The following is a 23,935-nucleotide window of genomic DNA, read 5'->3' as shown; positions in this document are numbered from 1 at the left end:
ATTATAAAAGATAACAATTAAGGACTTATTATGTAATGTTTTTTTACTGAAAGGAGGGTAATCTTGGAAATGCTAAAAAGACTTGAGGAAAGAATAAAAGAATATTCGAAGGATGCAAATCTGGAGATAATAGAACGTGCTTATCTTCTTGCAAAAGACGCTCATAAAAACCAGACGCGTTACTCAGGAGAGCCTTATATATCACACCCTCTGGAAGTAGCATTTATTTTGACGGACCTGCACATGGATACCGATACCATATGCGCTGCGATTTTACACGACGTTATCGAAGATACATCCGCAAGCTATGATATGATAAAAAGTAATTTTAACGAAAATATAGCAAATCTCGTAGACGGTGTCACTAAAATAGGTAAACTACAGTTTGTAACAAAAGAGCAGAGAGAAGCGGAAAATTTGAGAAAAATGGTTATAGCCATGGCAAATGACGTCAGAGTCATAATCATAAAATTAGCCGACAGACTTCATAATATGAGGACCCTTTCCGCAATGAGACCCGATAAACAAAGGCAGAAAGCAAGGGAGACCTTGGATATATACGCTCCAATCGCTCATAGGCTGGGGATTTCAAAAATAAAATGGGAACTTGAAGATTTGGCTTTATTATATCTTGACCCTGAAGCATATCACGATATAGCAAGAAAAGTAGCTCTTAAGAGGGAAGAAAGAGAAGCCTTTATAGACAATGTAAAATATATGCTGGGTAAAGTTTTGAAAGAGTCGGGGATAGAAGCAAAGATAGAAGGGCGTCCGAAACACTTTTATTCCATTTACAGAAAGATGAAAAAAGGCAAAGCCTTTGAAGAAATATATGATTTATTTGCAATAAGGGTCCTTGTGGATACCGTAAAGGATTGTTACGGTGTCCTCGGTATGGCACATACTCTTTGGAACCCCATGCCGGGAAGGTTTAAAGATTATATAGCAATGCCTAAACCTAATATGTATCAGTCTTTGCATACGACAGTATTTACAAAGGGTTCCGAACCTTTTGAGATACAGATAAGGACTTATGAAATGCACAGGACAGCCGAGTACGGTATCGCGGCACATTGGAAATATAAAGAAGGTTCCATAAATAAAAAAGATGATAATTTTGAGAAAAGGCTTATTTGGATAAGAGAGCTTATGGAAATGGAAAATGAGCTTGAAAATGCAGATGAGTTCATGGAAGGAGTCAAATTCGATTTATTTACAGACGAAGTTTTCGTATTCACTCCGAATTCAAAAGTAATACAGCTTCCGAGCGGAGCTTGTCCGATTGATTTTGCATATCGAATCCATTCCGACATCGGTAATCAGTGCGTAGGTGCAAAAGTAAACGGAAAAATGGCTCCTCTTACTTATAAACTCCAAAACGGGGATATCGTAAATATAATAACTTCTCCCAACTCAAAGGGTCCAAGCAGGGACTGGCTTGGTATCGTAAAGAGTTCTCATGCAAAGACAAAGATAAAGGCGTTCTTTAAAAAGGCAGACAGAGAAGAAAATATCATAAGAGGAAAAGAAGCCTTGGAAAAAGAAGTAAAAAAAGAGGGCTATTCCTTAAGTACCATTGCCACAAACGGACATCTCGAATTTGTCAAAAAGAGATTTAATGTAAATACATGGGACGACTTATATTCCGCAATAGGTTACGGAGGGCTTAAAAGCGGACTTATTTTTCAAAGGATAAAGGATAACTTTAAGGACGAATTTGAAAACGAAGAAAAAGAAAAAGAAGTCAAACTTGTTAAAAATAAGAAGAGTAAAAACAGCAATGCAATAAACGTTCAGGGGTATACCGACCTAGCTGTGTTCTTTTCAAACTGCTGTAATCCCGTACCGGGAGACAATATAGTAGGTTACATTACAAAAAACAGGGGGGTATCTATCCATAGGGCAGACTGCATAAACGTAAGCAATACGATAAATCAGGAGAGACTTATAAACGTATCATGGAACAGTGATGTTTTAAACGAAAATAAGACTTTTGAAGCCGATGTAAGGATTACGGCAGCGGATAGGATAGGGCTTGCGGCAGAGATAACGACAATAGTAAGCAATGAAGGTTTCAGTATGTCTAATTTTTCCGCATGCTCGGATAATAAGCACGGTTCGACAGTAAATATAAGTTTAAACGTTCATAATACAAAAGAACTTGAAGATTTATTTAGAAAAATAAAAAATGTTCAGGGCGTTAAAGATGTTTACAGAGTGTAGTATCTTACTGTGATTTATAAGATACTACGAATTTAATCAATATAAAAGGAGGATATCATGACAGTACCAACACCTCATATAAATGCAAAAGAAGGGGATTTTCATAAGACGGTTTTAATGCCGGGGGATCCTTTAAGAGCAAAATATATTGCCGAAAACTTTTTAAGTGAAGCGGTGGAAGTAACCAACGTAAGAGGGATGCTGGGATACAGCGGAAAGTATAATGGTAAGAACATTTCCGTAATGGGTTCGGGAATGGGGATACCTTCAATAAGTATTTATTCTCATGAATTATACAGTTTTTACGGAGTCGAGAATATAGTAAGGATTGGAAGCTGCGGAGGGTACAGCGAAGACGTAAATGTAAATGATGTTATTATAGCACAGGGTGCATGTACGAATTCCAATTTTATGTCCCAGTTTCATTTGGAAGGGACTTATGCTCCCATAGCGGACTTTGAGTTGTTATTAAATACTTTTAATAAAGCAAAAGAGCTTGGTATCGATACTAAAGTAGGAAATGTCTTATCCAGCGATAACTTTTATGCACAGGGAAGTGAAGGCTGGAAAAAGTGGAAAGATATGGGAGTGCTTGCGGTCGAAATGGAAACCGCGGGACTTTATGCGGAAGCGGCAAGCCTGAATAAAAAGGCTCTCGGTATATTTACCGTAAGCGACCATTTCATATATACAGATACGATACTTTCAAGCAAAGAAAGAGAAACTAAGCTGAACGATATGATAACTTTGGCTCTTGAGACTTTTGCGGAGTAAGGAAGGACGCTTAAATATCAATAGAAATAATAAGACATTGCATAAAATGCGGTGTCTTTTTATTTTTAGGTAAGAATTAAATGATAAATTAATATAGTATAAAATTTTATAGTAAATAAAGTAAAAAGTCGTATACATTATCAATTAAGTACAAAGATAAAATTTTTATTGTGCAAAAGATTATTTGAGAATTATTTAATAGAAAATAAATGGTGTCATTTAAGATTTGATTATACAATAATATCTAAATTTAATTATTATATAAAACATTATTTTTAGTTTTAAAAAAAACTGAAAATTTACAAGTACTTCTTTGTGTGTTTCAGTCATTTAATTCATTTTGATTGATAATTATTTAATAATATGATTTTAATTTATGATTGAAGAAATTTGTATATATTTTATTTAAATAATGGTTTTATAAAAATGATATGGGTTTTAGTACTATATCTCAGGTAAATAAACATTGATAAACGTATACATAAATATTATAATATATCTATAAACATAAAAGAGGTGGTCGTATGAAAAAATATATTTTAGCTATTGACTCGGGAACGACGAGCTGCAGGACGATTTTATTTGATGACGAAGCTAATATCGTGAGCGTTGAGCAGAGAGAATTCAAACAAATCTATCCTAAGGCGAGGTATGTGGAGCATGACGCTATGGAAATATGGATGACACAGCTGTTTACTTTGAAGCAGTGTGTACAAAAATCGGGAGTTGATGTAAAAGATATAAAAGGAGTAGGTATAACAAATCAAAGGGAAACTACCGTGGTTTGGGATAGAGATACCGGATATCCTATATATAATGCTATCGTATGGCAGTGCAGAAGAACTGCGGACATATGCGAAGACTTAAAGGATAGGGGTTTCGGCGAATACATAATGAACGCTACGGGGCTTGAAATAGACGCTTATTTTTCGGGGACGAAAATCAAATGGATACTTGATAATGTAGAGGGTGCGAGAGAGAAAGCAGAAGAGGGAAAGTTATTGTTCGGAACGATAGATACCTGGCTTATATATAACCTCACAAAGGGTAAGTATCATGTGAGCGACTATACCAATGCTTCCAGAACAATGTTATACAATATAAAAGAATTGAAATGGGACGATAAGATACTTGAAGCTTTAGACATACCTAAATCAATGCTGCCTGAAGTAGTGGACAGCAGCGGAGTTATAGGAAATATGGATAAGGAAATCATCGGAGAAGAGATACCTATAGCCGGGGTTGCGGGAGACCAGCAGTCTGCACTTTTCGGTCAGGGGTGCTATGAAGTGGGAGAAGCAAAGAATACTTACGGAACAGGATTATTCCTTCTTATGAATACAGGAGAAGAACCTATAAAATCAAAAAACGGACTTCTTACCACGATAGCGTATGGTATAGACGGCAAAGTAAATTATGCGTTGGAAGGAAGCGTGTTTATCGGAGGTGCGGTGGTTCAGTGGTTAAGAGATGAGCTGGGACTTATTCAAACAGCAAAAGAAACCTATGACATAGCCATGAGCGTTGAAGATACAAACGGAGTATATATCGTTCCCGCATTCACGGGAATGGGGGCTCCTTACTGGGATATGTATGCAAAAGGGATAATGACCGGACTTACCAGAGGAGCTAAAAAAGCGCATATAGTAAGGGCGGCGCTTGAAAGTATCGCATATCAGACAAAAGATTTGCTGGATGCGATAACGGAAGACAGCAATGCACCTTTAAAAGAATTGATGGTAGACGGGGGAGCCTGCGAAAATGATTTTATAATGCAGTTTCAGGCAAATATGCTGAACTGTCCTGTAAATAAACCGAACTGTATTGAATCCACTGCTTTAGGTGCGGCATTCCTTGCGGGACTTGCCACGGGAGTATGGAAAGATAAAGCTGAGCTTAAAAAAGTAAGAACGACAAAGAAGATTTTTATTAGTGAGATAACAGATGAAAAGAGAGAAGAGTTATATTCAGGGTGGAAAAAATCCGTCAATATGTGCTTAACAAAAAAAGAAGAAGCTTTTGTGTAATATGAGGACCGCTTTGGGCGGTCTTTTTTATGTATTTTAATTTTTCATCTTGTTTTTTTCGGGGCACTACGCCTGCTACGCAGATTCCGCGCCCCTTAATATATTTAGTATTTCGTTTTTATCACATAATGATATTTTATATTAAATCAAATTTCCCCATAAAAATAAGAACAAACGTTCATATTTCTATGTACATTTAAAATATTTTGTAGTAAAATTAAATTAAATCTTATAATAATGTGTTTAATGTGAAGTATAAAGTGTATAGGAATTATGTTGGTTAGAAAAAATAAAATATGATTATTAAGGAGGTATTTACATGCCTGAATTTAAAGTACATTCTCCCTATGAACCCTCGGGAGGACAGCCTGAAGTAATAGATAAGTTATCGAAGAGTATCCTTGCCGGAAACAGAGATCAGACGCTCTTAGGTGTAACAGGCTGCGGTAAGACGTATATAATGGCTAAAATAATAGAAAAAGTTCAAAGACCCGCTCTCATCATGGCTCATAACAAAACTTTGGCGGCTCAGCTGGCGAATGAGTTTCGAAGTTTCTTTCCCGATAATGCGGTGGAATATTTTGTGTCTTACTATGATTATTATCAGCCGGAAGCATATGTTCCGGGAAGAGACTTATATATAGCCAAGGATTCCAGTATAAACGACGATATAGATAAGCTTCGTCACTCTGCGACCTCGGCATTATTCGAGCGTAAAGACGTCATAATAATAGCGTCGGTAAGCTGTATTTACGGACTGGGTAGTCCTTTTCACTATAAAGAACAAGTCTTATCTCTTCGTCCGGGAATGATAAAAGAAAGAGATGATGTGATAAGGAAACTTATAGATATACAGTATACGAGAAACGATATAGATTTTCACAGAGGGACTTTCAGAGTAAGAGGCGACAGCGTAGAGGTATTTCCTGCCAACAGCAGTGAAGAAGCTATAAGGATAGAGTTTTTTGATGATGAAATAGACAGGATACTGGAAATAAACTCTTTGACCGGAGAGATAATCAGGAGTATAAAGCATACTTTTATTTATCCTGCCAGTCATTATGTTACCGATGAAGTCAGTATACAGAGATCACTGAAATCAATAAGCGAAGAGTTAAAAGTCACGGCAGAAGAGTTTGAAAAGAACGGGAAGCTTTTGGAAGCTCAGAGAATAAGAGAAAGAACTAATTATGATATAGAAATGCTTAGAGAAATAGGCAGCTGTAAGGGTATAGAAAATTATTCCAGACATCTAAATGACCTTCCTCCGGGAGCTCCTCCTTATACGCTGCTGGATTATTTTCCAAAAGATTTTGTTACTTTCATAGATGAATCTCATGTAAGCGTACCGCAGATAAGAGGTATGTATGCAGGGGACAGAGCCAGAAAGATGAACCTTGTGGATTACGGTTTCAGGCTTCCTTCGGCTCTCGATAACAGACCTCTTAATTTCGAAGAGTTTGAAGAGAGGATGAACCAGCTCGTATATGTATCCGCTACACCTAACGACTATGAAAAAGAACGTTCTGCCGAGATCGCAGAGTGTATAGTAAGACCTACGGGACTTATAGACCCTAAGATAACCGTAAAAGAAACAAAGGGACAGATAGAAGATTTGATAGGCAGGATCAAGGAAAAAACCGAGAAAAACGAGAAAGTCCTCGTTACAACTCTTACGAAGCGTATGGCGGAGGATTTAACAAATTATCTCAGTGAAGTAGGTATAAGGGTAGAATATCTTCATTCTGATGTGGATACCATAGAGAGAATGAAGCTTATAAAAGATTTAAGAGATGATGTATTCGACGTGCTCGTTGGTATAAATCTTTTAAGAGAAGGACTGGATATCCCTGAAGTATCTCTCGTAGCAATACTCGATGCCGATAAGGAAGGGTTCCTAAGAAGTGAGACTTCACTTATCCAGACGATAGGCAGAGCGGCGAGACATTTAGGCGGTGAAGTAGTTATGTATGCCGATAAGATGACTCCGTCCATGGAACGTGCTATAGGTGAAACCGACAGAAGAAGGAAGATACAGTCAGAGTACAACCAGGAGCATCATATCACTCCAAAGGGTATTGTCAAATCTACGGAAAATGCAATGTCCGCGCTTTCCATAGAAGATGTGGATGCAGAAGATGTAGTTAAGAAGATAACTTCAAACAAAGAAGAATTCGAGCATGATGTAGATAAGGAAATCGAATTACTAACTACGCAAATGAAAATATATGCAAAGAATTTGGAATTCGAACTTGCGGCAAAACTCAGAGATGAGATAGATAAACTAAAAAAACTAAAAACAAAACAATAAAGTTTTACCTCCCAAAAAGGAGGTTTTTTATTTTTATTGTTCTTTTTTATCTCCATATAAAATATATATTATTAAATATATTGTTAGGAGAAAAATTATGGACAACAAAAGTGTAACGGATCAAAGACTCGAACTATATAACAGAGGAAACCTTAAAATAAATGATTGTTTAGATGTGCATAACTTTAATGATGAAACGGTGGTTTTGGAAACTTCTCTTGGTATGCTTACGATAAACGGGGAAGACTTAAAAATAGAAAAACTTAATCTTGAAGACGGAGAAATCGCTCTTAACGGAAATATCTATGCTATTAATTATGATGACGATATAGACTTTATGGAAAAATCATCGGGATTCTTTTCTAAAATATTTAAATAATGAACAATAATTTATATTCGCAGTATTTAGTTCTGCTGGAGACCTTTTACGGCGGATGTATACTCGGGATATTATATCACACGATAACGATCATCATTTATGCTCTTACAAAAAGGGTGACTCTCTCGGATTTATGTTTTTGTTTGGTAGCGGGAGTCTTTACGGTCAATCTCTTTTTTAAGACTACATATTTTGATTTAAGATATTACAGTGTACTGAGTTTTGTATTGGGTTTCGTGGCGTACTATTTTCTGATATCACCTTTTTATAAAAGTCTTCTTTTGTTTATAACGAGGAAACTCGGTCTTATAAAGACAAATACGAAGAAGGGTATAGTAAAGAGGAAAAGAAAATTTGTTAAAAAACATCAAAAGTCTATCGGCAAAATTAAAAGTTTATTAAAAAGATTTTTGTCTATTCCATTAAAAATAAAAATGAGTTATAATAAATTTAAAGTATATCTTAAAAAAGAAGGAATAGATAATGAGAAGAGAGGACTTAGAACTTTTAAATCCCCGGGACAGCATAGAAGCGAGAAAAAGAAAGAAAAAAAGATTAAAAAAGAGAGCAGGTAAGAAAAAAAGGGTTATTCTCTTGATACTTACTGCTGTCTTTGCTTTGTTTGCGGTCAAGATGCTGACTATGGAATATAAATATTATTCTTTAAACAAACAAAAAAACGAACTTACTCAGCAGATAAGCGAAGAAAAGCTTAAATCGAAGGAACTTAACGAAGAGCTTAATAATTCCGACAGTAAGTCTTATATAGAATATCTTGCAAAAAAATATCTCGGACTTATATATCCAAACGAAAAAGTATATGTAACAAACGAAAAGGACAAAAAATAATTATGCTATTTGATACTCATGCTCATTTAAATGACGAAGAATTCAGTGAAGATTTGTATGATATAATAAAAGAGCTTAAAGAAAAGCATTTTGACGGAGTCGTAAATATAGGATATGATTATGAGTCTTCTCTAAGGGCTGTTGAATTAAGTAAAAAAGAAGATTTTTTCTATGCCGCGGTAGGACTTCATCCTCACGACAGTAAAGATTATAATAATATCCTTGAAAATGAATTTATCAAGCTGGTGAAAGAGAACGAAAAGGTAGTGGCTTACGGAGAAATAGGTCTTGATTATTACTACGACAATTCTCCCAGAGATATTCAAAAGGAAGTATTTATAAGACAGATGGAAGTTGCCGGTGAACTTAATAAACCTGTTATAATCCATTCCAGAGACGCCGCGGGCGATACCTATGACATATTAAAGGCACATTTAAATGGTAACACGGGAATAATCCATTCATGTTCCGCGTCAGCCGAAATGGTCAGAGAATATGTTAAGCTTGGGATGTATATCTCTTTTTCGGGAAGTCTTACCTTTAAGAATGCAAACAATGTTAGAGAATCAGCAAAGGCTGCACCTCTCGATAAACTTTTGATAGAAACTGACTGTCCTTATCTTACTCCCGTACCTTTCAGAGGAAAGAGGAACAAGCCCTCTTATGTGGAATACACCGCAAGGATGCTTGCTGAGGTAAAAGGGGTTAGTTATGAAGAAATCATAGAGATAACAAATAAGAATGCAAAAGAAATATTTGATATAAAATAAACGCCGTATGGCGTTTTTTGTTTAGGGGCGCGGAATCTGCCGAAGGCAGGCGTAGTGCCCCGAGATAATTAGAATAAATAATATATTTTTTATTTCAACATAATATATCCTATTAAATATATTATTATTTCATATTAAATTATAAAAAAGCACCCTTTAGGGGTGCTTTTATTCGTTATCGCAAATAAGACATCTATATCTTATTTGTGATTTTATTAACATATAAACAAATTATTTTATTTAAAGGATTTTATATTCTATAGTTTTGGTAAGCTGTCAAAACCTTTTTGTAACATTTCGTCAGTGATTTCGGTATCGCTCATTTCCCCTGCGTTATACTGCATATAAGCAGTCATATCGAAGTAACCTGTTCCTGTTAGTCCGAATACGATATTCTTTGCTTCTCCCGTCTCTTTGCATTTAAGGGCTTCATCCATGGCTACTTTGATAGCATGAGATGATTCCGGAGCGGGAAGTATACCTTCCACTCTTGCGAATTCTTCTGCGGCTTTAAATACTTCCGTTTGTGAAACTGTTCTTGCTTCGTCTAAGATACCGTCATGATATAATTTAGACACTATAGGGCTCATACCATGATATCTCAGTCCGCCTGCATGATTTGGTGAAGGGATAAATCCCGCACCTAGTGTATACATCTTTGCAAGAGGTGTCGTTTTTCCCGTATCGCAGAAATCATAAGCATACTTTCCTCTTGTCATTGAAGGACATGACTGAGGTTCGACTGCGATAAAGTGAATATCGTTTTTGCCTTGGATTTTTTCTCCTGCGAATATTCCTATAAGTCCACCCAGGTTAGAGCCTCCTCCCGCACATCCTATCATGATGTCAGGTTTGATGTCGTATTTTTCAAGGGCTGCTTTTGTCTCTAAACCTATAATGCTTTGATGCATTACTACATGGTCAAGAACAGAACCCAGTACATACTTATAATTGTTTTTAACCGCTTCTTCTACAGCTTCCGAAATAGCACATCCAAGGCTTCCGCCTGTTCCCGGATTTTCAGCTAATATCTTTCTTCCGATTTCCGTAGTTTCTGATGGTGAAGGGATAACTTCTCCTCCGTAAGTTTGAATAACTGCTTTTCTGTATGGTTTTTGTTCACTGGATACTTTTACCATATAAACTTTTAAAGGTAAGTCAAAGTATGCACACGCCATTGACATCGCGGTACCCCATTGACCTGCTCCCGTTTCTGTGGTAAGACCTTTTACACCTTGTTTCTTTGCATAATATGTTTGAGCTATTGCAGTGTTTAACTTATGTGAACCTGATGTATTTGTGCCTTCGTATTTATAGTAAATATGTGCAGGTGTATCCAAATATTTTTCTAAAAAGTAAGCTCTTACCAATGGGGACGGTCTGTACATCTTATAAAAATCCCTGATTTCCTGAGGGATATCGAAGTATCTCGTAGTGGTATCAAGTTCCTGATCTACAAGTTCATCACAAAAGATAGGTCTAAGTTCATCTCTTGTTATTGGCTGACCTGTTCCCGGATTTAGGAACGGTTCATGCTGTTCCTTCATGTCTGCTTTTATGTTATACCATTTTTTAGGCATCTCGTCTTCGCTTAAATAAATTTTGTAAGGTATTTCTTTGTTTTTCATTTTTACTTCTCCTTTTCTTTTTATAAAAAAAACTCCTATCCCTGTAAGGGACAAGAGTTATATTTCCTGCGGTACCACCCAAATTGCTTAAAATAAGCCGCTTTGTCATATACTATCATATATGCTTCCTTTATAACGGGCGAAGATCCCGTCAGCAAATACTCTCAAATTTTGATTTGTTCGCTGCCCGAAGTAAGTCCATTCGATAAATTTATATCTGCCGATTTCCACCACACATCGGCTCTCTATGAAATATAATTATTTATTTACTACTCTTACTTATATGGTTTGTTCATAATTGATTTTTTTCATCATAATCCATTTTTTTGTAATTGTCAAGAAAATTTAGATATTTTTTTGTTTTTAATGCTCTTAGACCGATGATATAAATTTATAAAATCATTTATAAATAGTCTTTTTTGTATTATTAAAATATAGTATTGGAAGTTTTAATTTATTTTTAAATGCAATATTTACGGTCTTCCAAATGTTTTCGTCATTTATTTTCGTGTTTAATAATCACTGTCTACCAAAAAGATAGATTACATTTTAACAATTAAAATAAATATAAATTAATGCTAATTATATTTATATCGGTTTTATCGATTACTAAAATATTTTATTATATATTATTCATCTATTATCTTTCATTTACTGTTGTGTCTTTAAAGTTAAATGTTTGTTCAGTAGTTTCATATTTTAGTCTGAAAATTTTTAATATGATTTGGTTGGACATTAAATATTATTTTTTTATTTAATAAAATTTATAAGGAAGTCTTTCTTATGTATGAAAACTATTTCTATATACTGATAAAGATTGTTTTTTTATTTATCTCATGTTAGAGATTGAAAATCAAAAAATGTATTTTTCCTGTTATTTTTTTCTTTATAATTTTGATTTATTATTAATTATATATGTATTTTTCTCGTATCTTGTTAAATAAGTTATGCTTATTATAACTTTTTCAAGTTGTTTTATAGGATTAAAATCGAAATTTCTTATATAGAAAATATTTAAAATTAATTAGGTCGTAAAAATTCAAAATCATAATATGGTTTTGGTTCATTGAGATATCCTCTATAAAGAATAATTTATGTTCTATAAATAAACTTATTTAGTTGGTTTAAATATTTTTATTAAATAGATATTTTTTGATGAAATATAAATACATATTCGTTTTTGATTTTAAATATTTGTATAATCAGTTTGTTTAAGTATTGAATATAAAACTGTCACTTAAATCAAATATGAACGTTTTTAAGAATTTAGAAATTTTTTTAATAGCTTAAATATATAAAAATGAATATGTATATGTAAAATATAATAAATTACAAAATCATTAAGTGTTTTCAATTATTGGGTTTAATGTATTTTATACGGAAGTAAATAGGATTTTAAATACTATTTATTTTTTTTATAAATCTTTAAATATTTTTGTTAAAAGTGTTGACAATATATAATAAATGAATATAATAACATATGAACAGATATTCATATATAAAATAAGGAGAGATGAATATGGCAGCAAAAATTGAAACATGTGAACTTAAACATGTTCACAAAGATATAGTAAAACAAGTACACGATAAAATGCCCGATGAAGAAGAGCTATATGATTTGGCAGAGCTTTTTAAAGTGTTCGGAGACAGTACAAGGATAAAGATTTTAAATGCCTTACTTGTAAGCGAAATGTGTGTATGCGATATTGCAAATATACTAAGTATGACGCAGTCCGCAGTATCTCATCAGCTTAAAAATCTTAAGAATGCAAGGCTTATAAAGAACAGAAAAGACGGAAAGACGGTTTTTTATTCACTTGCCGATGAACATGTGATGACTATACTAAATCAAGGTATAGACCATATAGAAGAATAATTTAATTTTAAAGGAGACATAAAAATGAAAAAGAAATTAAAAATGGACAATATCGACTGTGCACACTGTGCAATGGAAATGGAAGAAGAAATAAGAAAGATTGACGGAGTAAACAGTGCAAACATCAACTTCATGCTTCAAAAACTTACTTTGGATGCGGACGATGAAAGATTTGATGAAATTTTAGAAAAGGCAAAAAAGGCTGTCAAAGGAGTAGATGAAGACGCAGTAATCTTATAGACATAAGAGGAAAAGGTGAAAACATGGATAAGCAGAAAAAACAACTTTACAAAATCATAGTGGCTTTAATACTTTTCTTTCTCGGTTTTTTTCTAAAAAATGAAACCGCACAGAGCGTATTGTATTTGGCGGCTTATGTACTTGCCGGGTATGATGTATTATTAAAAGCCGTTAAAAATATATCAAAAGGGAAGGTATTTGACGAAAACTTTCTTATGGCAATCGCGTCAATCGGCTCTATAGTATTAAGCGACTATGCCGAGGGTGCTGCGGTTATGCTATTCTACCAAGTAGGGGAATATTTCCAAAGCTATGCGGTAAATAAATCCAGAAAGTCCATAGGAGATTTGATGGATATATGCCCTGATTATGCAAATATAGAAAAAGACGGACAAATAATCCAAGTAGACCCTGATGATATAGAAATCGGTAATGAAATTATAGTAAAACCGGGAGAGAAAGTTCCGTTGGATGGTATTATCATAAATGGTAATTCAACTCTCGATACTTCGGCTTTGACCGGAGAATCCGTTCCGAGAGAAGTCTGTGAAGGAGACGAAATCTTAAGCGGCTGTATAAATCTAAATGGTATTTTAAGGATAAAAGTAACCAAAGAATTCGATGAATCCACTGCGGCTAAAATACTTGAACTTATTGAAAATGCGAGCAGTGAAAAATCCAAGGCTGAAAACTTTATAACGGTATTTGCGAGATATTATACACCTATAGTGGTTACATGTGCATTGCTTCTTGCAGTACTTCCTCCTTTGATACTCGGTGAAGCTTTCAGCTCATGGATATACAGGGCTCTTATATTCCTTGTTATATCTTGTCCTTGTGCTCTTGTTATATCTATACCTCTCGGTTTCTTCGGCGGTATAGGTGCTGCAAGCAGCAGCGGGGTTTTAGTCAAAGGTTCAAACTACTTGGAAGCACTCTCAAAAAGTGAAATAATGGTATTCGATAAAACAGGTACGCTTACAAAAGGCGTATTCAAAGTAGAAGAAATAAATAATGAAGACGGTGTCGATGTTGATGAACTGATAGAAATTACGGCTTACGGGGAAGCTTTCTCAAATCACCCAATAGCTTTATCCGTAAAGGAAAGATATGGTAAGGATATCGATAATAACAGAGTAAGCGACGTAAAAGAGCTGGCTGGTTTCGGAGTCAAGGCTGTTGTCGATGAAAAAGAAGTTTTGGTCGGTAAATATGCTTTAATGAAAGAAAATAATATTGACGCATCGGAAGCAGATAGTATCGGGACCGTACTTTATGTAAGTAAAGACGGAAAATTCCTCGGAAGTCTTGTTTTAAGAGATGAAATAAAGGAAGATTCCAAAGAGGCAATAAAATCTCTTAAAGAAGCAGGGATAAAGAAGACTGTCATGCTTACCGGAGATAAAAAAGAAATCGGCGAATATGTAGGAAAAGAGCTTGGGCTCGATGAAGTTTATACTGAACTCCTTCCTATAGATAAAGTAAACAAAGTAAAAGAACTCATGGATAAGAAGTCTGAAAACGGAAAACTTGTGTTCGTCGGTGACGGACTTAACGATGCCCCTGTCCTCACTATGGCTGATATAGGTATAGCGATGGGCGGACTCGGAAGTGACGCCGCAATAGAAGCGAGTGACATCGTCATAATGACAGATGAACCAAGCAAGATAATGACGGGGTATAAGATTTCCAAGAAGACACTTAGTATCGTCAAAGAAAATATATTCATTGCATTATTTGTGAAAATCGGAGTCATGGCTCTCGGTGCATTGGGACTTGCAAATATGTGGGAAGCGATTTTCGCGGACGTCGGGGTGGCAGTTATAGCGATACTTAATTCTATCAGAGTTTTAAGGTACAGAGGATAAAGGTATCACTTTAAAATATCAAATAAAGAGCAGTTTCATCTGCTCTTTTTTTATATAAATGTTCATTATCGTCATAATATCCTTAAATGTTTATATTTAAAAGTATATAATCGTGAATATATATTTTCTTTTGAATAAATAATGGACAAATGGTATTAATAGTAGATATGAATTAGTTATTTTAAGGGCGCGGAATCTCGCAAAGCGAGGCGTAGTGCCCGAAAGAGAGCTGTCGATATAAAAATTAAAATAAGATTAAAATTTATAAAAGTTGCAATTTTTTTCTTAAATGGTATTGACAATAAATCTAAGTGTGCTAAAATACTATTAGCACTCAGGAAAGATGAGTGCTAATGAATAGAAGAGTAAGAAAATAATATAAATTATTAGGAGGAGTGAGTAAAAAATGAAATTACAACCACTTGGCGACAAAGTCGTGATAAAAGTAAAGGAAGAAGAAAAAACTACAGCAACAGGTATCATCTTACCTGATACAGCGAAGGAAAAACCTGTAATGGGTGAAATCGTTGCGGTTGGTTCCGGTGAAATCGTAGACGGTAAAAAAGTTGCATTAGACGTAAAAGAAGGCGACACTGTTATTTATTCCAAATATGCAGGTTCTGAAGTTAAATTGGAAGGCGAAGAATATCTTATTTTAAGACAAAGCGATATTTTAGCTATAGTAAAATAATTAGAGAGTAAGGAAAGGTGATATAAAATGGCAAAAGAAATTAAACATGGTATAGAAGCAAGAGAAGGTTTAAGAGCAGGTGTAGATAAATTAGCGGATACAGTTAAAGTAACACTCGGACCAAGAGGAAGAAACGTTGTTTTGGGTAAAAGTTTCGGTTCTCCGATAATCACAAACGACGGTGTAACTATCGCAAGAGAGATCGAACTTGAAGACCAATTTGAAAATATGGGAGCACAGCTTGTAAAAGAGGTTGCTACAAAGACAAATGATGTTGCCGGGGACGGTACAACAACCGCTACTATCCTTACACAGTCAATAATCAACGAAGGTCTTAAAAACGTAACTGCCGGTGCTAACCCAATGATACTTAAAAAAGGTATCGAAAAAGCAGTTGACACTTTCGTGGAAGAACTAAAGAAAATTTCAAAACCTGTAGAAGGCAAAAAAGCTATAGCACAAGTTGCTGCTATTTCTTCAGCTGATGAAACTGTAGGCGAACTTATTTCAGAAGCTATGGAAAAAGTAGGTAACGACGGTGTTATCACGATAGAAGAAGGTAAGTCAATGAAAGTTGAACTTGAATTTACCGAAGGTATGCAGTTCGACAGAGGTTATTTATCTGCTTATATGGCAACAGATGTTGAAAAAATGGAATGTGTATACGACAAACCATACATCCTTTTAACTGATAAGAAAATCGGTAACATGCAGGAAATCTTACCTGTATTAACTGAATTACAGCAAGCAGGCGGTAATTTATTAATTATTGCCGATGATATCGAAGGTGAAGCACTTTCTACATTGATAGTCAATAAACTTAGAGGTGTAATCAACTGTGTAGCTGTAAAAGCTCCGGGCTTCGGTGACAGAAGAAAAGCTATGTTGGATGATTTAGCTATTTTAACAGGCGGTACTGTAATCAGTGAAGAACTTGGTATGGACCTTAAATCAACAACACTTGATATGTTAGGTAGAGCAAGTCAAGTAAGAGTTGACAAAGAAAATACAATTATCGTTGAAGGTAAAGGTGACCAAGATAAAATAGAAGACAGAAGAAGTCAAATCAAAGCACAAATCCCTGAAACTACTTCAGAATATGATAAAGAAAAATTACAGGAAAGACTCGCTAAACTTTCAGGCGGCGTAGCAGTTATCCAAGTCGGTGCTGCGACAGAAACCGAAATGAAAGAAAAGAAATACAGGATCGAAGATGCTCTTAACGCTACAAGAGCTGCGGTTGAAGAAGGTATAGTACCGGGAGGCGGCAGCGCAATGATAGCTACTATCCCTGCAATCGACAAATTGATTGCTTCTCTTGAAGGAGACGAAAAGACAGGTGCTTCTATCATCAGAAGAGCTGTTGAAGCTCCAATCAGACAAATCGCTTACAACGCAGGAGTTGAAGGAAGTGTAGTAGTTGATAAATTATTGAATGAAGAAAAAGGCAAAGGTTTCGACGCTTATAACTTTAAATATGAAGATATGTTTGAAGCAGGTATCGTAGACCCAACCAAAGTTTCAAGATCGGCTATGCAAAATGCAGCAAGTGTAAGTGCGATGTTCTTGACAACAGAAGCAAGTGTTGCTGATATCAAATCAGAAGAAAACGCTCCTCAAATGACACCTCCTATGATGTAATAATCCGAACTTTTAAGAGATAAAAAGTTCCAAAAATCTCCGCTGGGCGCGGTGCCTTCGTTCGATTGGATTTTTAATCTTCGATTAAAACAATCTCACGGAGTGATATATAGTTTGTGGAACATGGGAATTATAAAATAATTTAAAACTAAAAGCTCTCCAAATTATTGGAGAGCTTTTTATTATGAAAAGGTAAATTATTAATATAGTTTTGATTTATATTGTTTATTAATAATTATATAATATACTGTTTATATAATGTATAGTGATTTTTAATATAAAAAGATTATTATACTAAATATTTGTACTATTATAATTTAAAACAGCATTATCAAAGTAGACTTTAAATTTACTTATAAAAAAGAAATTTTTTAGTTTTTGATATAATAAGTCTTTTTTTGTATCATTATATTTATTGTAAATAATATATAAAAAGATGTATTTGTAGAATATAAATCCCATATTTGAGATATTTGTTTTTGTATCATCTTTATTTAATATATCAAGCACTTCATCATATTCATTTAATATCATCAGCATTCTGCATTTTTCAAATAAACCTATATATGACTTTGGGTCATAATTTCTTATTATATTTAAATAATCTTCTTTTTCTTCGCTATTTAGTTCTATACTGTGATTATGATTATTTATGATATTGAATTTCACTTTTGCAAAAGATATTTCTTCCGATGTTTCATCAAGTTTATTGATATCCTTTATAGCTTTATTTAGGCTTATTTCTTTGAGTTCGTATTTTATGATGATTTTATTTAGATAATAGTTTTCGTTTTTATCAGTGTCTTTGATTTTATTTAAGCTATCCAGTTTCTTTTTCATCACCTTTTTATATAAGTCATCGGATATACCTAAATTTATCAAAAATAAAATTATATCCAAAGCGGCAGGTATAAGTATCAAAGGTAAGAAAATATAACTCTTAAAAAAGATACTGATAAGGATAAGTATTATAAATATAAATATGTTTTTAATTAGCTTTAAATTAATATTTTTAAAATTTAAATTCATTAAATAAAAATCTTTATCAAAATAATACATTTTTATTACTCCTATTGAAAAAAGTTTTTCATTTTGTTATAATTCATATATAACATAAATATTATATGATTGTCAATAAAAATTTTAGTTACGGAGAAACAAAGATGAATAAAGTTGAAGAAAGACAAATAAAAATAATGGAGATAATAAAAAAACATAAGCATATTACCATAAACGAGCTGGGAGAAATGCTGGGGGTATCTCATCTTACTATCAGAAGAGATTTAAAAGTTTTGGAGGAAAGAGAAAATATTTCCATTGCTTACGGAGGTATAGTTTTCAGCAAAGAAGAGTTTGCTCATTTTTCCAAAAGAGAACTGGAAAATTTAAACTTTAAGTCCGAAATATCCGTAAAGGCGGTGGATTATGTAGAGGATAATGATATCATTTATATAGGAGGAGGGAGCACGTGTATAGAATTTGCAAAAGTACTTCTTTCGAACAAATACGATTACAATCTGAATATAGTCACCAGCTGTGTAAATGTGGCAAGGACAGTATCTAAAATGCCTTCGGTAAATGTTACCCTGCTGGGGGGAAGCCTTATCAATGAGAATGAAAGCATGGTATCTTTGTTCTCTTTGGATATAATAAAAAATTTGAATTTTAATAAATCATTTATAGGCTGTTTGGGACTTACCAATGAAAAAGGGGCAATGTTTATAGATTTGACTTTGGCACAAATAAAAAAGATAGTAGCTAAAAATTCTCAGGAAGTAATACTTATGTGTGACTATAATAAAATCGGGAAGCAGTCCATGGCAACGGGGCTTGAGATAGATGATATAGATGTAATAATCACAAATAAAGAGGCATCTGATATAGATGAGCTTCAAAAAATTAAAAATCATAATGTAAAAATAGATTTGGTTTAAAAGAATGTACAATAACATATGTTTAGCATATGTTATTTTTTTATCATAATATCGGAATTATGATAAAATATTATCAAAAATAATGAAAAACTATTGACATAATAATACATGTATAATATAATTTTTACAAAACAGGGAGGAAAAACCATGTTAATCGATTTTATACCTGAAAACTTTATCAAAGTTATAGATAGTGTAGAAAATTTTGAAGAAGCAGTTAGGTCTGCGGGGGAAATATTACTGGATAACGGGATTATCAAAGAAAGCTACATAGAAAAAATGATAGAAGTAGCTAAGACGCAAAAGTATATTGTCATTGCTCCTCATATCGCAATGCCTCATGCAAGACCGGAAGACGGTGTTATAAAAAATGGGATGTCTATGCTTTATATAAAAGACGGCGTGGATTTTGGTCACAGTGAGCACGATCCCGTAAAAGTCGTATTTGCACTTGCCGGGAAAAGTCATGACAGCCATTTGGAGCTTTTGTCAAAATTATGTGAGGTTTTGGATGAAGAAGTTTTTGTCGAAGAGTTATTAAATGCAGAGAGTAAGGAGCAGATTATAGAACTTTTATCAAAATAAATCAAAGGAGGTGTGAAAAATGAAGTTACCTATCAGGATCTTATGTGTTTGCCAAATGGGGCTTGGGAGTTCTGTTATGCTGAAGCTTAATATTCAAAAAGCGGTTAAAGAGCTTGGCGTTGATGCTACTGTGGACAGCTGTAATGCTTCTCTTGCCAAAGGGCTTATGGACGGTGTGGATCTAATAATAACAAATTCCGATGTGGCGCCTGTAGTAAGGGAATACGGGAAGCCTATCATCGAACTTGTCAATATGGTAAGCAAAAAAGAATTGGCAGAAAAGTTAGGAGAATATGTAAAAAATAATAGTTAAATAAAATTAAGGGGTACAATATGGATTTATTAATTAAAGTCGTTACACAGTTTTTCGGAAACGGAACGATAGTCCTCGGGCTCGTTGCTCTTATAGGGTCTATCCTTCTAAAGAAAAAGGGAAGCGAAATACTGTTATCGACTATAAAATGTATGTTAGGATTTGCAATAATGGACGGAGGAAGTACTCTGCTTCTAAATGCTATGGGTCCTTTAAAGGAATGTATATTCCAAGGACTTAACACTAAAGGTGTACTTCAGCAGATGTGGCCGGCTTATGTAGCCTGCTCCGAAAATTTTGCGGGAGAAATAGCGATAGTTTTCCTTCTTTCAATGTTAGTAAACGGTATTCTGGTTAGATTTACCAAACATAAAGGTTTTGCTTTAACGGTTCATCTTCAGCTATTCGTTGCGGCGATGTTTGTGGCATTCCTTCATGTAACTACTCTTCCTACAATATGGATAATCATAATATCTACTATCGGAAGCGGTATTTACAACTGGATAGCAGTAGGTGTTTCTCATTATTATATGAAGAAGACGGATATGACCGATGAATTTGGTTTATTTGTTTTCTGTAACTGGGGTATGGCTTTATCCGAACTTATTTCTAAAATCATCGGTAAAGGCAAAGATGCGGAAGATATCAATTTCCCTGAATCTTTGATGTGGTTAAAAGATACTTTCACTGCCATTACCATAACGATGTTTATAAATTACTTTATATTTGGTATGATCGCAGGCGTTGATTTTGTTTCAAAATTGGCAGGAGATCAATTCTGGTGGTTATTCCTATTCTTACAATCATTGTCGTTCTCTGCCGGACTTGCAGTAATACTTTACGGAGTTAAGATGTTTATCGCAGAAATAATACCTGCGTTTGTCGGTATAGCGGACGCGATACTTCCCGATGCGGTAGTAGGTTTAGATTATCCTACGGCATTTCAGTTCTCTCCAACGGCTGTAATGTTCGGGTTTATCGCAAATTTGCTTGGTTCTTTATGCGCAACTGTACTTATGGTAGTTGTGGGGATGCCTGTATTGGTAGTTCCCGGTATACAAGGACAGTTTTTCGAAGGTGCGATAGTCGGTGTGTTCGGAAATCGTATAGGCGGTCTTAGAGTAGCCTTGGCTGCATCTTTCTTATATGGGTTCATAACGCTGTTCCTAATTTCATTCATTGCTCCTTCAAGCGGAGTTCTTATAGAAGCGGGTGCGTTCTTTGAAAGTGCTGAATTCGCAATACTTCCACTGATTGTTCAAAAAATCGTTATGTTGTTTTAACTAAGGAGAATAATCGTTATGAAATATATTATGACAGCCAGAGGTAAAATTAAAGACAGTGAACTGGGATTTACCTATGAACATGAGCATTTATATACATACTTGCCTCAAAAGGACGGGAGTATGGATTATGAGGTCACACAAATAGACAATATGGAAAAGGACCTCAATGAAATCAAAGAGCTGGGGTGCAGGAGTATAGTAGATGCCAGTGCGATAGGTATGGGAAGAAATGCAGAATTTTTAAAGGCGTTGTCAATAAGGACAGGAATGAATGTTATTTGTACAACAGGATTTTACAGAGATGAGTATGTTCCCGATGTAATAAAAGACATGAGTGACAGTAAAGTTTTTGATTTAATTATGAACGAAATAAATAACGGGATAGGTTACACAGGGATAAGACCCGGAATGATAAAAATTGGTATAAGCAAAAATGTTATTACAGATGAAGAATACAGACTCGGTAAAATAATGTGTGCGGTACAGAGGGAAACCGACTTGCCTTTTTATGTGCATTTTACAGACGGCACTTGTGCAGTGGATACCGCGAAATATTTGATTGACAGCGGGGCTGTGAAAGAAAAACTCATACTCGGCCATGTAGATGTTCCCGAAGACAGGATTTATTTGGAGACATTATGCAGTCTTGGTGTTAATGTTTCGATGGATAAATTCGGAAGGGATCATTCTAATCATGATAAAAATAAAGTAAATATAGTAAAATATCTGCTTGGCAAAGGATATTTGAAGCAAATACTAATAGGCGGAGATATGGGCAATACGAAGTATCTGCATAGTTACTCGGGAGAGCCGGGGCTTAGTTATATAATAAAAGAGCTTATTCCTTACATGGAAGATATGGGAATAAATAAAGAGGATATACGTATGATATTCGAGGGTAATCCTTCAAAGATATTTTCGGTGTAGATTTCCCCTCCTTAAAAATTAAAATTGTTAAAAGTGCACTTTTAATCTATTTAAATCCTTTTAAATATTGACAATCCAATATTTTAAACTTATAATAATACTACTTGATTTAAAAGTAAGTAAGAGGAGTAGGTTTTACATCATATAAGGGAGAAAATGCCGTGACTGGAAGCGTTTTTTATGCTCTGTAACTCTGAATAACAACTTACGTAAATTACTTTTGAATTTTAATAAAGCGGGTATTATACCAATTAGGGTGGCACCGCGGGAAAATGAATTCTCGTCCCTGACATTTTTATTAATGTCGGGGACTTATTTTTATATAGAAAGGATAAAAAATGGGAAATAAAATATTTGCGCCAAAGGGAACAAGAGATATCCTTCCGAGTGAAGTAAAAGCCTGGGAAATGGTGGAAGGAAAAATCAAGGAAATATGTTCTGTCTTTAATTATAAACAAATAAGGGTGCCTGATTTCGAACATTATGCACTGTTTGACAGAGGGGTAGGAGAGTCTACCGATATAGTAAGCAAGGAGATGTATACGCTGAACCACAGGGGAAGCGATGTTTTCGCTCTAAAACCCGAAGGGACAAGCTCTGTTATAAGAGCATTTATAGAACATGGTATGAATAGCGGTATCACTCCGACGAAGCTATATTACATCACTTCATGTTTCAGGAGCGAAAGACCTCAAAAGGGCAGACAGCGTCAGTTCCACCAATTCGGTATCGAAGCCATAGGCTCATACTCCGCAGGCATGGACGCGGAAGTTATCATGTTAGTTGATACTTTGTTCAGCGAACTTAAAATAAAAGGACTGGAACTTAGGATAAACAGCGTTGGATGTCCGAAGTGCAGGAGCGACTATTACGAAAGACTTAAAAATTTCGTAGAGCCTTTTAAAAATGAACTCTGTGAAGATTGTCAGGACAGACTTAATAAAAATCCCATGAGGATCTTAGACTGCAAAAACGAGCACTGCAAGACTTTACTGAAAGACGCACCGTTGATGGTGGATTATCTGTGCGAGGACTGCAGCGAACATTTTGAAAGTGTCAAAGAATATTTGAAATCTGCAGGTATAGATTTCGTCGTGGATCCCAAAATAGTAAGAGGACTTGATTATTATACGCAGACCGCTTTTGAATTCGTTTCTACGGATTTGGGTTCACAGGGGACCGTATGCGGAGGCGGAAGGTATAACGGTCTTGTTAAGATGATAGGCGGAAGCGATACTCCGGGTGTTGGTTTCGGACTGGGACTTGAAAGACTTATGCTGATAATGGAAGAGCAGGGACTTTTAGACGATTTAGAAGAAGATATTATGGATATATACTTGGCGCCTGTGGGAAAAGACGCATTAAAGATAGCCTTCAAATCTTTCAGAGAGCTTACAAAGAGCGGTATAAAGTCCGGTATAGACGTAATGGACAGAAGCCTTAAGGCTCAGATGAAATACGCAAATAAAGTAAATACAAAATATACTGCCATTTTGGGTGAAGATGAACTTAATAAAGGGGTTTATACTCTAAGAAACATGTCAACAAAAGAGCAGGAAGAAATCAAAATAGAAGATTTAACGGATTATATAAAAGGGAGTTTAGGAGAGTAA

Annotated in this window: 21 protein-coding genes and 1 other annotated feature; of the genes, 19 read left to right on the top strand and 2 right to left on the bottom strand. The window is 34.7% G+C overall.

Going from position 1 to position 23,935, the window contains the following annotated elements; translation table 11 throughout:
- Window positions 1-69 precede the first annotated feature (69 nt).
- From Q0516_RS08635 to Q0516_RS08600, 8 genes are all read left to right on the top strand, one after another.
- Window positions 70-2,223 (top strand): bifunctional (p)ppGpp synthetase/guanosine-3',5'-bis(diphosphate) 3'-pyrophosphohydrolase, encoded by a 2,154-nt coding sequence (locus Q0516_RS08635; protein ID WP_257480468.1) that lies wholly within the window; start codon window positions 70-72, stop codon window positions 2,221-2,223.
- A gap of 57 nt (window positions 2,224-2,280) precedes the next feature.
- Entirely contained in the window at window positions 2,281-2,997 is a 717-nt protein-coding gene (gene deoD, locus Q0516_RS08630) for a purine-nucleoside phosphorylase (protein WP_294466644.1), read from the top strand.
- A gap of 524 nt (window positions 2,998-3,521) precedes the next feature.
- Entirely contained in the window at window positions 3,522-5,024 is a 1,503-nt protein-coding gene (gene glpK, locus Q0516_RS08625) for a glycerol kinase GlpK (protein ID WP_294466642.1), read from the top strand.
- A 319-nt stretch (window positions 5,025-5,343) separates the two neighbouring features.
- Window positions 5,344-7,335, top strand: coding sequence for an excinuclease ABC subunit UvrB (gene uvrB / locus Q0516_RS08620; RefSeq protein WP_257480383.1), 1,992 nt, complete (start codon window positions 5,344-5,346; stop codon window positions 7,333-7,335).
- A gap of 97 nt (window positions 7,336-7,432) precedes the next feature.
- Window positions 7,433-7,714, top strand: a complete 282-nt coding sequence (gene yabP / locus Q0516_RS08615) for a sporulation protein YabP (protein ID WP_257480382.1) — start codon at window positions 7,433-7,435, stop codon at window positions 7,712-7,714.
- On the top strand, window positions 7,714-8,289 hold the full coding sequence (gene yabQ / locus Q0516_RS08610; protein ID WP_257480381.1) for a spore cortex biosynthesis protein YabQ: 576 nt from the start codon (window positions 7,714-7,716) through the stop codon (window positions 8,287-8,289). Before yabP ends, yabQ begins: the two co-directional genes overlap by 1 nt.
- Window positions 8,198-8,563, top strand: coding sequence for a septum formation initiator family protein (locus Q0516_RS08605; RefSeq protein ID WP_257480380.1), 366 nt, complete (start codon window positions 8,198-8,200; stop codon window positions 8,561-8,563). The genes yabQ and Q0516_RS08605 overlap by 92 nt, the downstream gene beginning before the upstream one ends.
- Before the next feature lie 2 nt (window positions 8,564-8,565).
- Window positions 8,566-9,333, top strand: coding sequence for a TatD family hydrolase (locus Q0516_RS08600; RefSeq protein ID WP_294466635.1), 768 nt, complete (start codon window positions 8,566-8,568; stop codon window positions 9,331-9,333).
- A 257-nt stretch (window positions 9,334-9,590) separates the two neighbouring features.
- On the opposite strand, the gene Q0516_RS08595 is transcribed toward Q0516_RS08600, so the two are convergent.
- On the bottom strand, window positions 9,591-10,961 hold the full coding sequence (locus tag Q0516_RS08595) for a TrpB-like pyridoxal phosphate-dependent enzyme (RefSeq protein WP_257480378.1): 1,371 nt from the start codon (window positions 10,959-10,961) through the stop codon (window positions 9,591-9,593).
- 43 nt (window positions 10,962-11,004) lie between these two features.
- Window positions 11,005-11,253 (bottom strand) — a binding site (T-box leader).
- 1,227 nt (window positions 11,254-12,480) lie between these two features.
- Here Q0516_RS08595 and Q0516_RS08590 point away from each other — a divergent pair.
- The 5 genes from Q0516_RS08590 to groL all read left to right on the top strand — a co-directional run bounded on the left by Q0516_RS08590 (window position 12,481) and on the right by groL (window position 17,277).
- Window positions 12,481-12,837 (top strand): metalloregulator ArsR/SmtB family transcription factor, encoded by a 357-nt coding sequence (locus Q0516_RS08590; protein WP_257480377.1) that lies wholly within the window; start codon window positions 12,481-12,483, stop codon window positions 12,835-12,837.
- A gap of 24 nt (window positions 12,838-12,861) precedes the next feature.
- A complete protein-coding gene (locus Q0516_RS08585) occupies window positions 12,862-13,077 on the top strand; it encodes a cation transporter (RefSeq protein WP_257480376.1) in 216 nt (71 codons plus the stop codon).
- A gap of 23 nt (window positions 13,078-13,100) precedes the next feature.
- Window positions 13,101-14,945: a heavy metal translocating P-type ATPase gene (locus Q0516_RS08580; RefSeq protein ID WP_294466630.1), complete on the top strand. Its 1,845-nt coding sequence runs from the start codon at window positions 13,101-13,103 to the stop codon at window positions 14,943-14,945.
- A gap of 406 nt (window positions 14,946-15,351) precedes the next feature.
- A complete protein-coding gene (groES, locus tag Q0516_RS08575; RefSeq protein WP_007051001.1) occupies window positions 15,352-15,636 on the top strand; it encodes a co-chaperone GroES in 285 nt (94 codons plus the stop codon).
- 27 nt (window positions 15,637-15,663) lie between these two features.
- Complete coding sequence (gene groL, locus Q0516_RS08570) at window positions 15,664-17,277, top strand: chaperonin GroEL (RefSeq protein WP_257480374.1); 1,614 nt, start codon at window positions 15,664-15,666, stop codon at window positions 17,275-17,277.
- Between the two features lie 294 nt (window positions 17,278-17,571).
- On the opposite strand, the gene Q0516_RS08565 is transcribed toward groL, so the two are convergent.
- Window positions 17,572-18,336, bottom strand: a complete 765-nt coding sequence (locus Q0516_RS08565) for a hypothetical protein (RefSeq protein WP_294466621.1) — start codon at window positions 18,334-18,336, stop codon at window positions 17,572-17,574.
- A gap of 104 nt (window positions 18,337-18,440) precedes the next feature.
- Here Q0516_RS08565 and Q0516_RS08560 point away from each other — a divergent pair, with 104 nt between their 5' ends.
- The 6 genes from Q0516_RS08560 to hisS all read left to right on the top strand — a co-directional run bounded on the left by Q0516_RS08560 (window position 18,441) and on the right by hisS (window position 23,935).
- Window positions 18,441-19,211: a DeoR/GlpR family DNA-binding transcription regulator gene (locus Q0516_RS08560; RefSeq protein ID WP_294466618.1), complete on the top strand. Its 771-nt coding sequence runs from the start codon at window positions 18,441-18,443 to the stop codon at window positions 19,209-19,211.
- A 147-nt stretch (window positions 19,212-19,358) separates the two neighbouring features.
- Window positions 19,359-19,796: a PTS sugar transporter subunit IIA gene (locus Q0516_RS08555; protein WP_294466616.1), complete on the top strand. Its 438-nt coding sequence runs from the start codon at window positions 19,359-19,361 to the stop codon at window positions 19,794-19,796.
- Between the two features lie 19 nt (window positions 19,797-19,815).
- Window positions 19,816-20,109: a PTS sugar transporter subunit IIB gene (locus Q0516_RS08550; protein WP_257480370.1), complete on the top strand. Its 294-nt coding sequence runs from the start codon at window positions 19,816-19,818 to the stop codon at window positions 20,107-20,109.
- A 20-nt stretch (window positions 20,110-20,129) separates the two neighbouring features.
- Complete coding sequence (locus Q0516_RS08545) at window positions 20,130-21,392, top strand: PTS transporter subunit IIC (RefSeq protein ID WP_294466609.1); 1,263 nt, start codon at window positions 20,130-20,132, stop codon at window positions 21,390-21,392.
- An 18-nt stretch (window positions 21,393-21,410) separates the two neighbouring features.
- Window positions 21,411-22,322: a hypothetical protein gene (locus Q0516_RS08540; RefSeq protein ID WP_294466607.1), complete on the top strand. Its 912-nt coding sequence runs from the start codon at window positions 21,411-21,413 to the stop codon at window positions 22,320-22,322.
- 338 nt (window positions 22,323-22,660) lie between these two features.
- Window positions 22,661-23,935 (top strand): histidine--tRNA ligase, encoded by a 1,275-nt coding sequence (hisS, locus tag Q0516_RS08535; RefSeq protein WP_294466602.1) that lies wholly within the window; start codon window positions 22,661-22,663, stop codon window positions 23,933-23,935.

It is taken from the genome of uncultured Anaerofustis sp. (assembly GCF_938029165.1).
In the GTDB taxonomy this organism is placed as follows: Bacteria; Bacillota; Clostridia; order Eubacteriales; family Anaerofustaceae; genus Anaerofustis.
This window is presented reverse-complemented; position numbering and strand designations above follow the sequence as displayed.

Bases quoted from the DNA above. Each gene is read 5' to 3' on its own strand.
- groL (WP_257480374.1), top strand. From the start codon at position 15,664: ATGGCAAAAGAAATTAAACATGGTATAGAAGCAAGAGAAGGTTTAAGA.
- Q0516_RS08580 (WP_294466630.1), top strand. From the start codon at position 13,101: ATGGATAAGCAGAAAAAACAACTTTACAAAATCATAGTGGCTTTAATA.
- Q0516_RS08545 (WP_294466609.1), top strand. From the start codon at position 20,130: ATGGATTTATTAATTAAAGTCGTTACACAGTTTTTCGGAAACGGAACG.
- Q0516_RS08555 (WP_294466616.1), top strand. From the start codon at position 19,359: ATGTTAATCGATTTTATACCTGAAAACTTTATCAAAGTTATAGATAGT.
- Q0516_RS08595 (WP_257480378.1), bottom strand. From the start codon at position 10,961: ATGAAAAACAAAGAAATACCTTACAAAATTTATTTAAGCGAAGACGAG.
- Q0516_RS08550 (WP_257480370.1), top strand. From the start codon at position 19,816: ATGAAGTTACCTATCAGGATCTTATGTGTTTGCCAAATGGGGCTTGGG.
- Q0516_RS08560 (WP_294466618.1), top strand. From the start codon at position 18,441: ATGAATAAAGTTGAAGAAAGACAAATAAAAATAATGGAGATAATAAAA.
- Q0516_RS08540 (WP_294466607.1), top strand. From the start codon at position 21,411: ATGAAATATATTATGACAGCCAGAGGTAAAATTAAAGACAGTGAACTG.
- uvrB (WP_257480383.1), top strand. From the start codon at position 5,344: ATGCCTGAATTTAAAGTACATTCTCCCTATGAACCCTCGGGAGGACAG.
- Q0516_RS08600 (WP_294466635.1), top strand. From the start codon at position 8,566: ATGCTATTTGATACTCATGCTCATTTAAATGACGAAGAATTCAGTGAA.
- Q0516_RS08590 (WP_257480377.1), top strand. From the start codon at position 12,481: ATGGCAGCAAAAATTGAAACATGTGAACTTAAACATGTTCACAAAGAT.
- yabQ (WP_257480381.1), top strand. From the start codon at position 7,714: ATGAACAATAATTTATATTCGCAGTATTTAGTTCTGCTGGAGACCTTT.
- yabP (WP_257480382.1), top strand. From the start codon at position 7,433: ATGGACAACAAAAGTGTAACGGATCAAAGACTCGAACTATATAACAGA.
- Q0516_RS08605 (WP_257480380.1), top strand. From the start codon at position 8,198: ATGAGAAGAGAGGACTTAGAACTTTTAAATCCCCGGGACAGCATAGAA.
- Q0516_RS08585 (WP_257480376.1), top strand. From the start codon at position 12,862: ATGAAAAAGAAATTAAAAATGGACAATATCGACTGTGCACACTGTGCA.
- groES (WP_007051001.1), top strand. From the start codon at position 15,352: ATGAAATTACAACCACTTGGCGACAAAGTCGTGATAAAAGTAAAGGAA.
- hisS (WP_294466602.1), top strand. From the start codon at position 22,661: ATGGGAAATAAAATATTTGCGCCAAAGGGAACAAGAGATATCCTTCCG.
- glpK (WP_294466642.1), top strand. From the start codon at position 3,522: ATGAAAAAATATATTTTAGCTATTGACTCGGGAACGACGAGCTGCAGG.
- deoD (WP_294466644.1), top strand. From the start codon at position 2,281: ATGACAGTACCAACACCTCATATAAATGCAAAAGAAGGGGATTTTCAT.
- Q0516_RS08565 (WP_294466621.1), bottom strand. From the start codon at position 18,336: ATGTATTATTTTGATAAAGATTTTTATTTAATGAATTTAAATTTTAAA.
- Q0516_RS08635 (WP_257480468.1), top strand. From the start codon at position 70: ATGCTAAAAAGACTTGAGGAAAGAATAAAAGAATATTCGAAGGATGCA.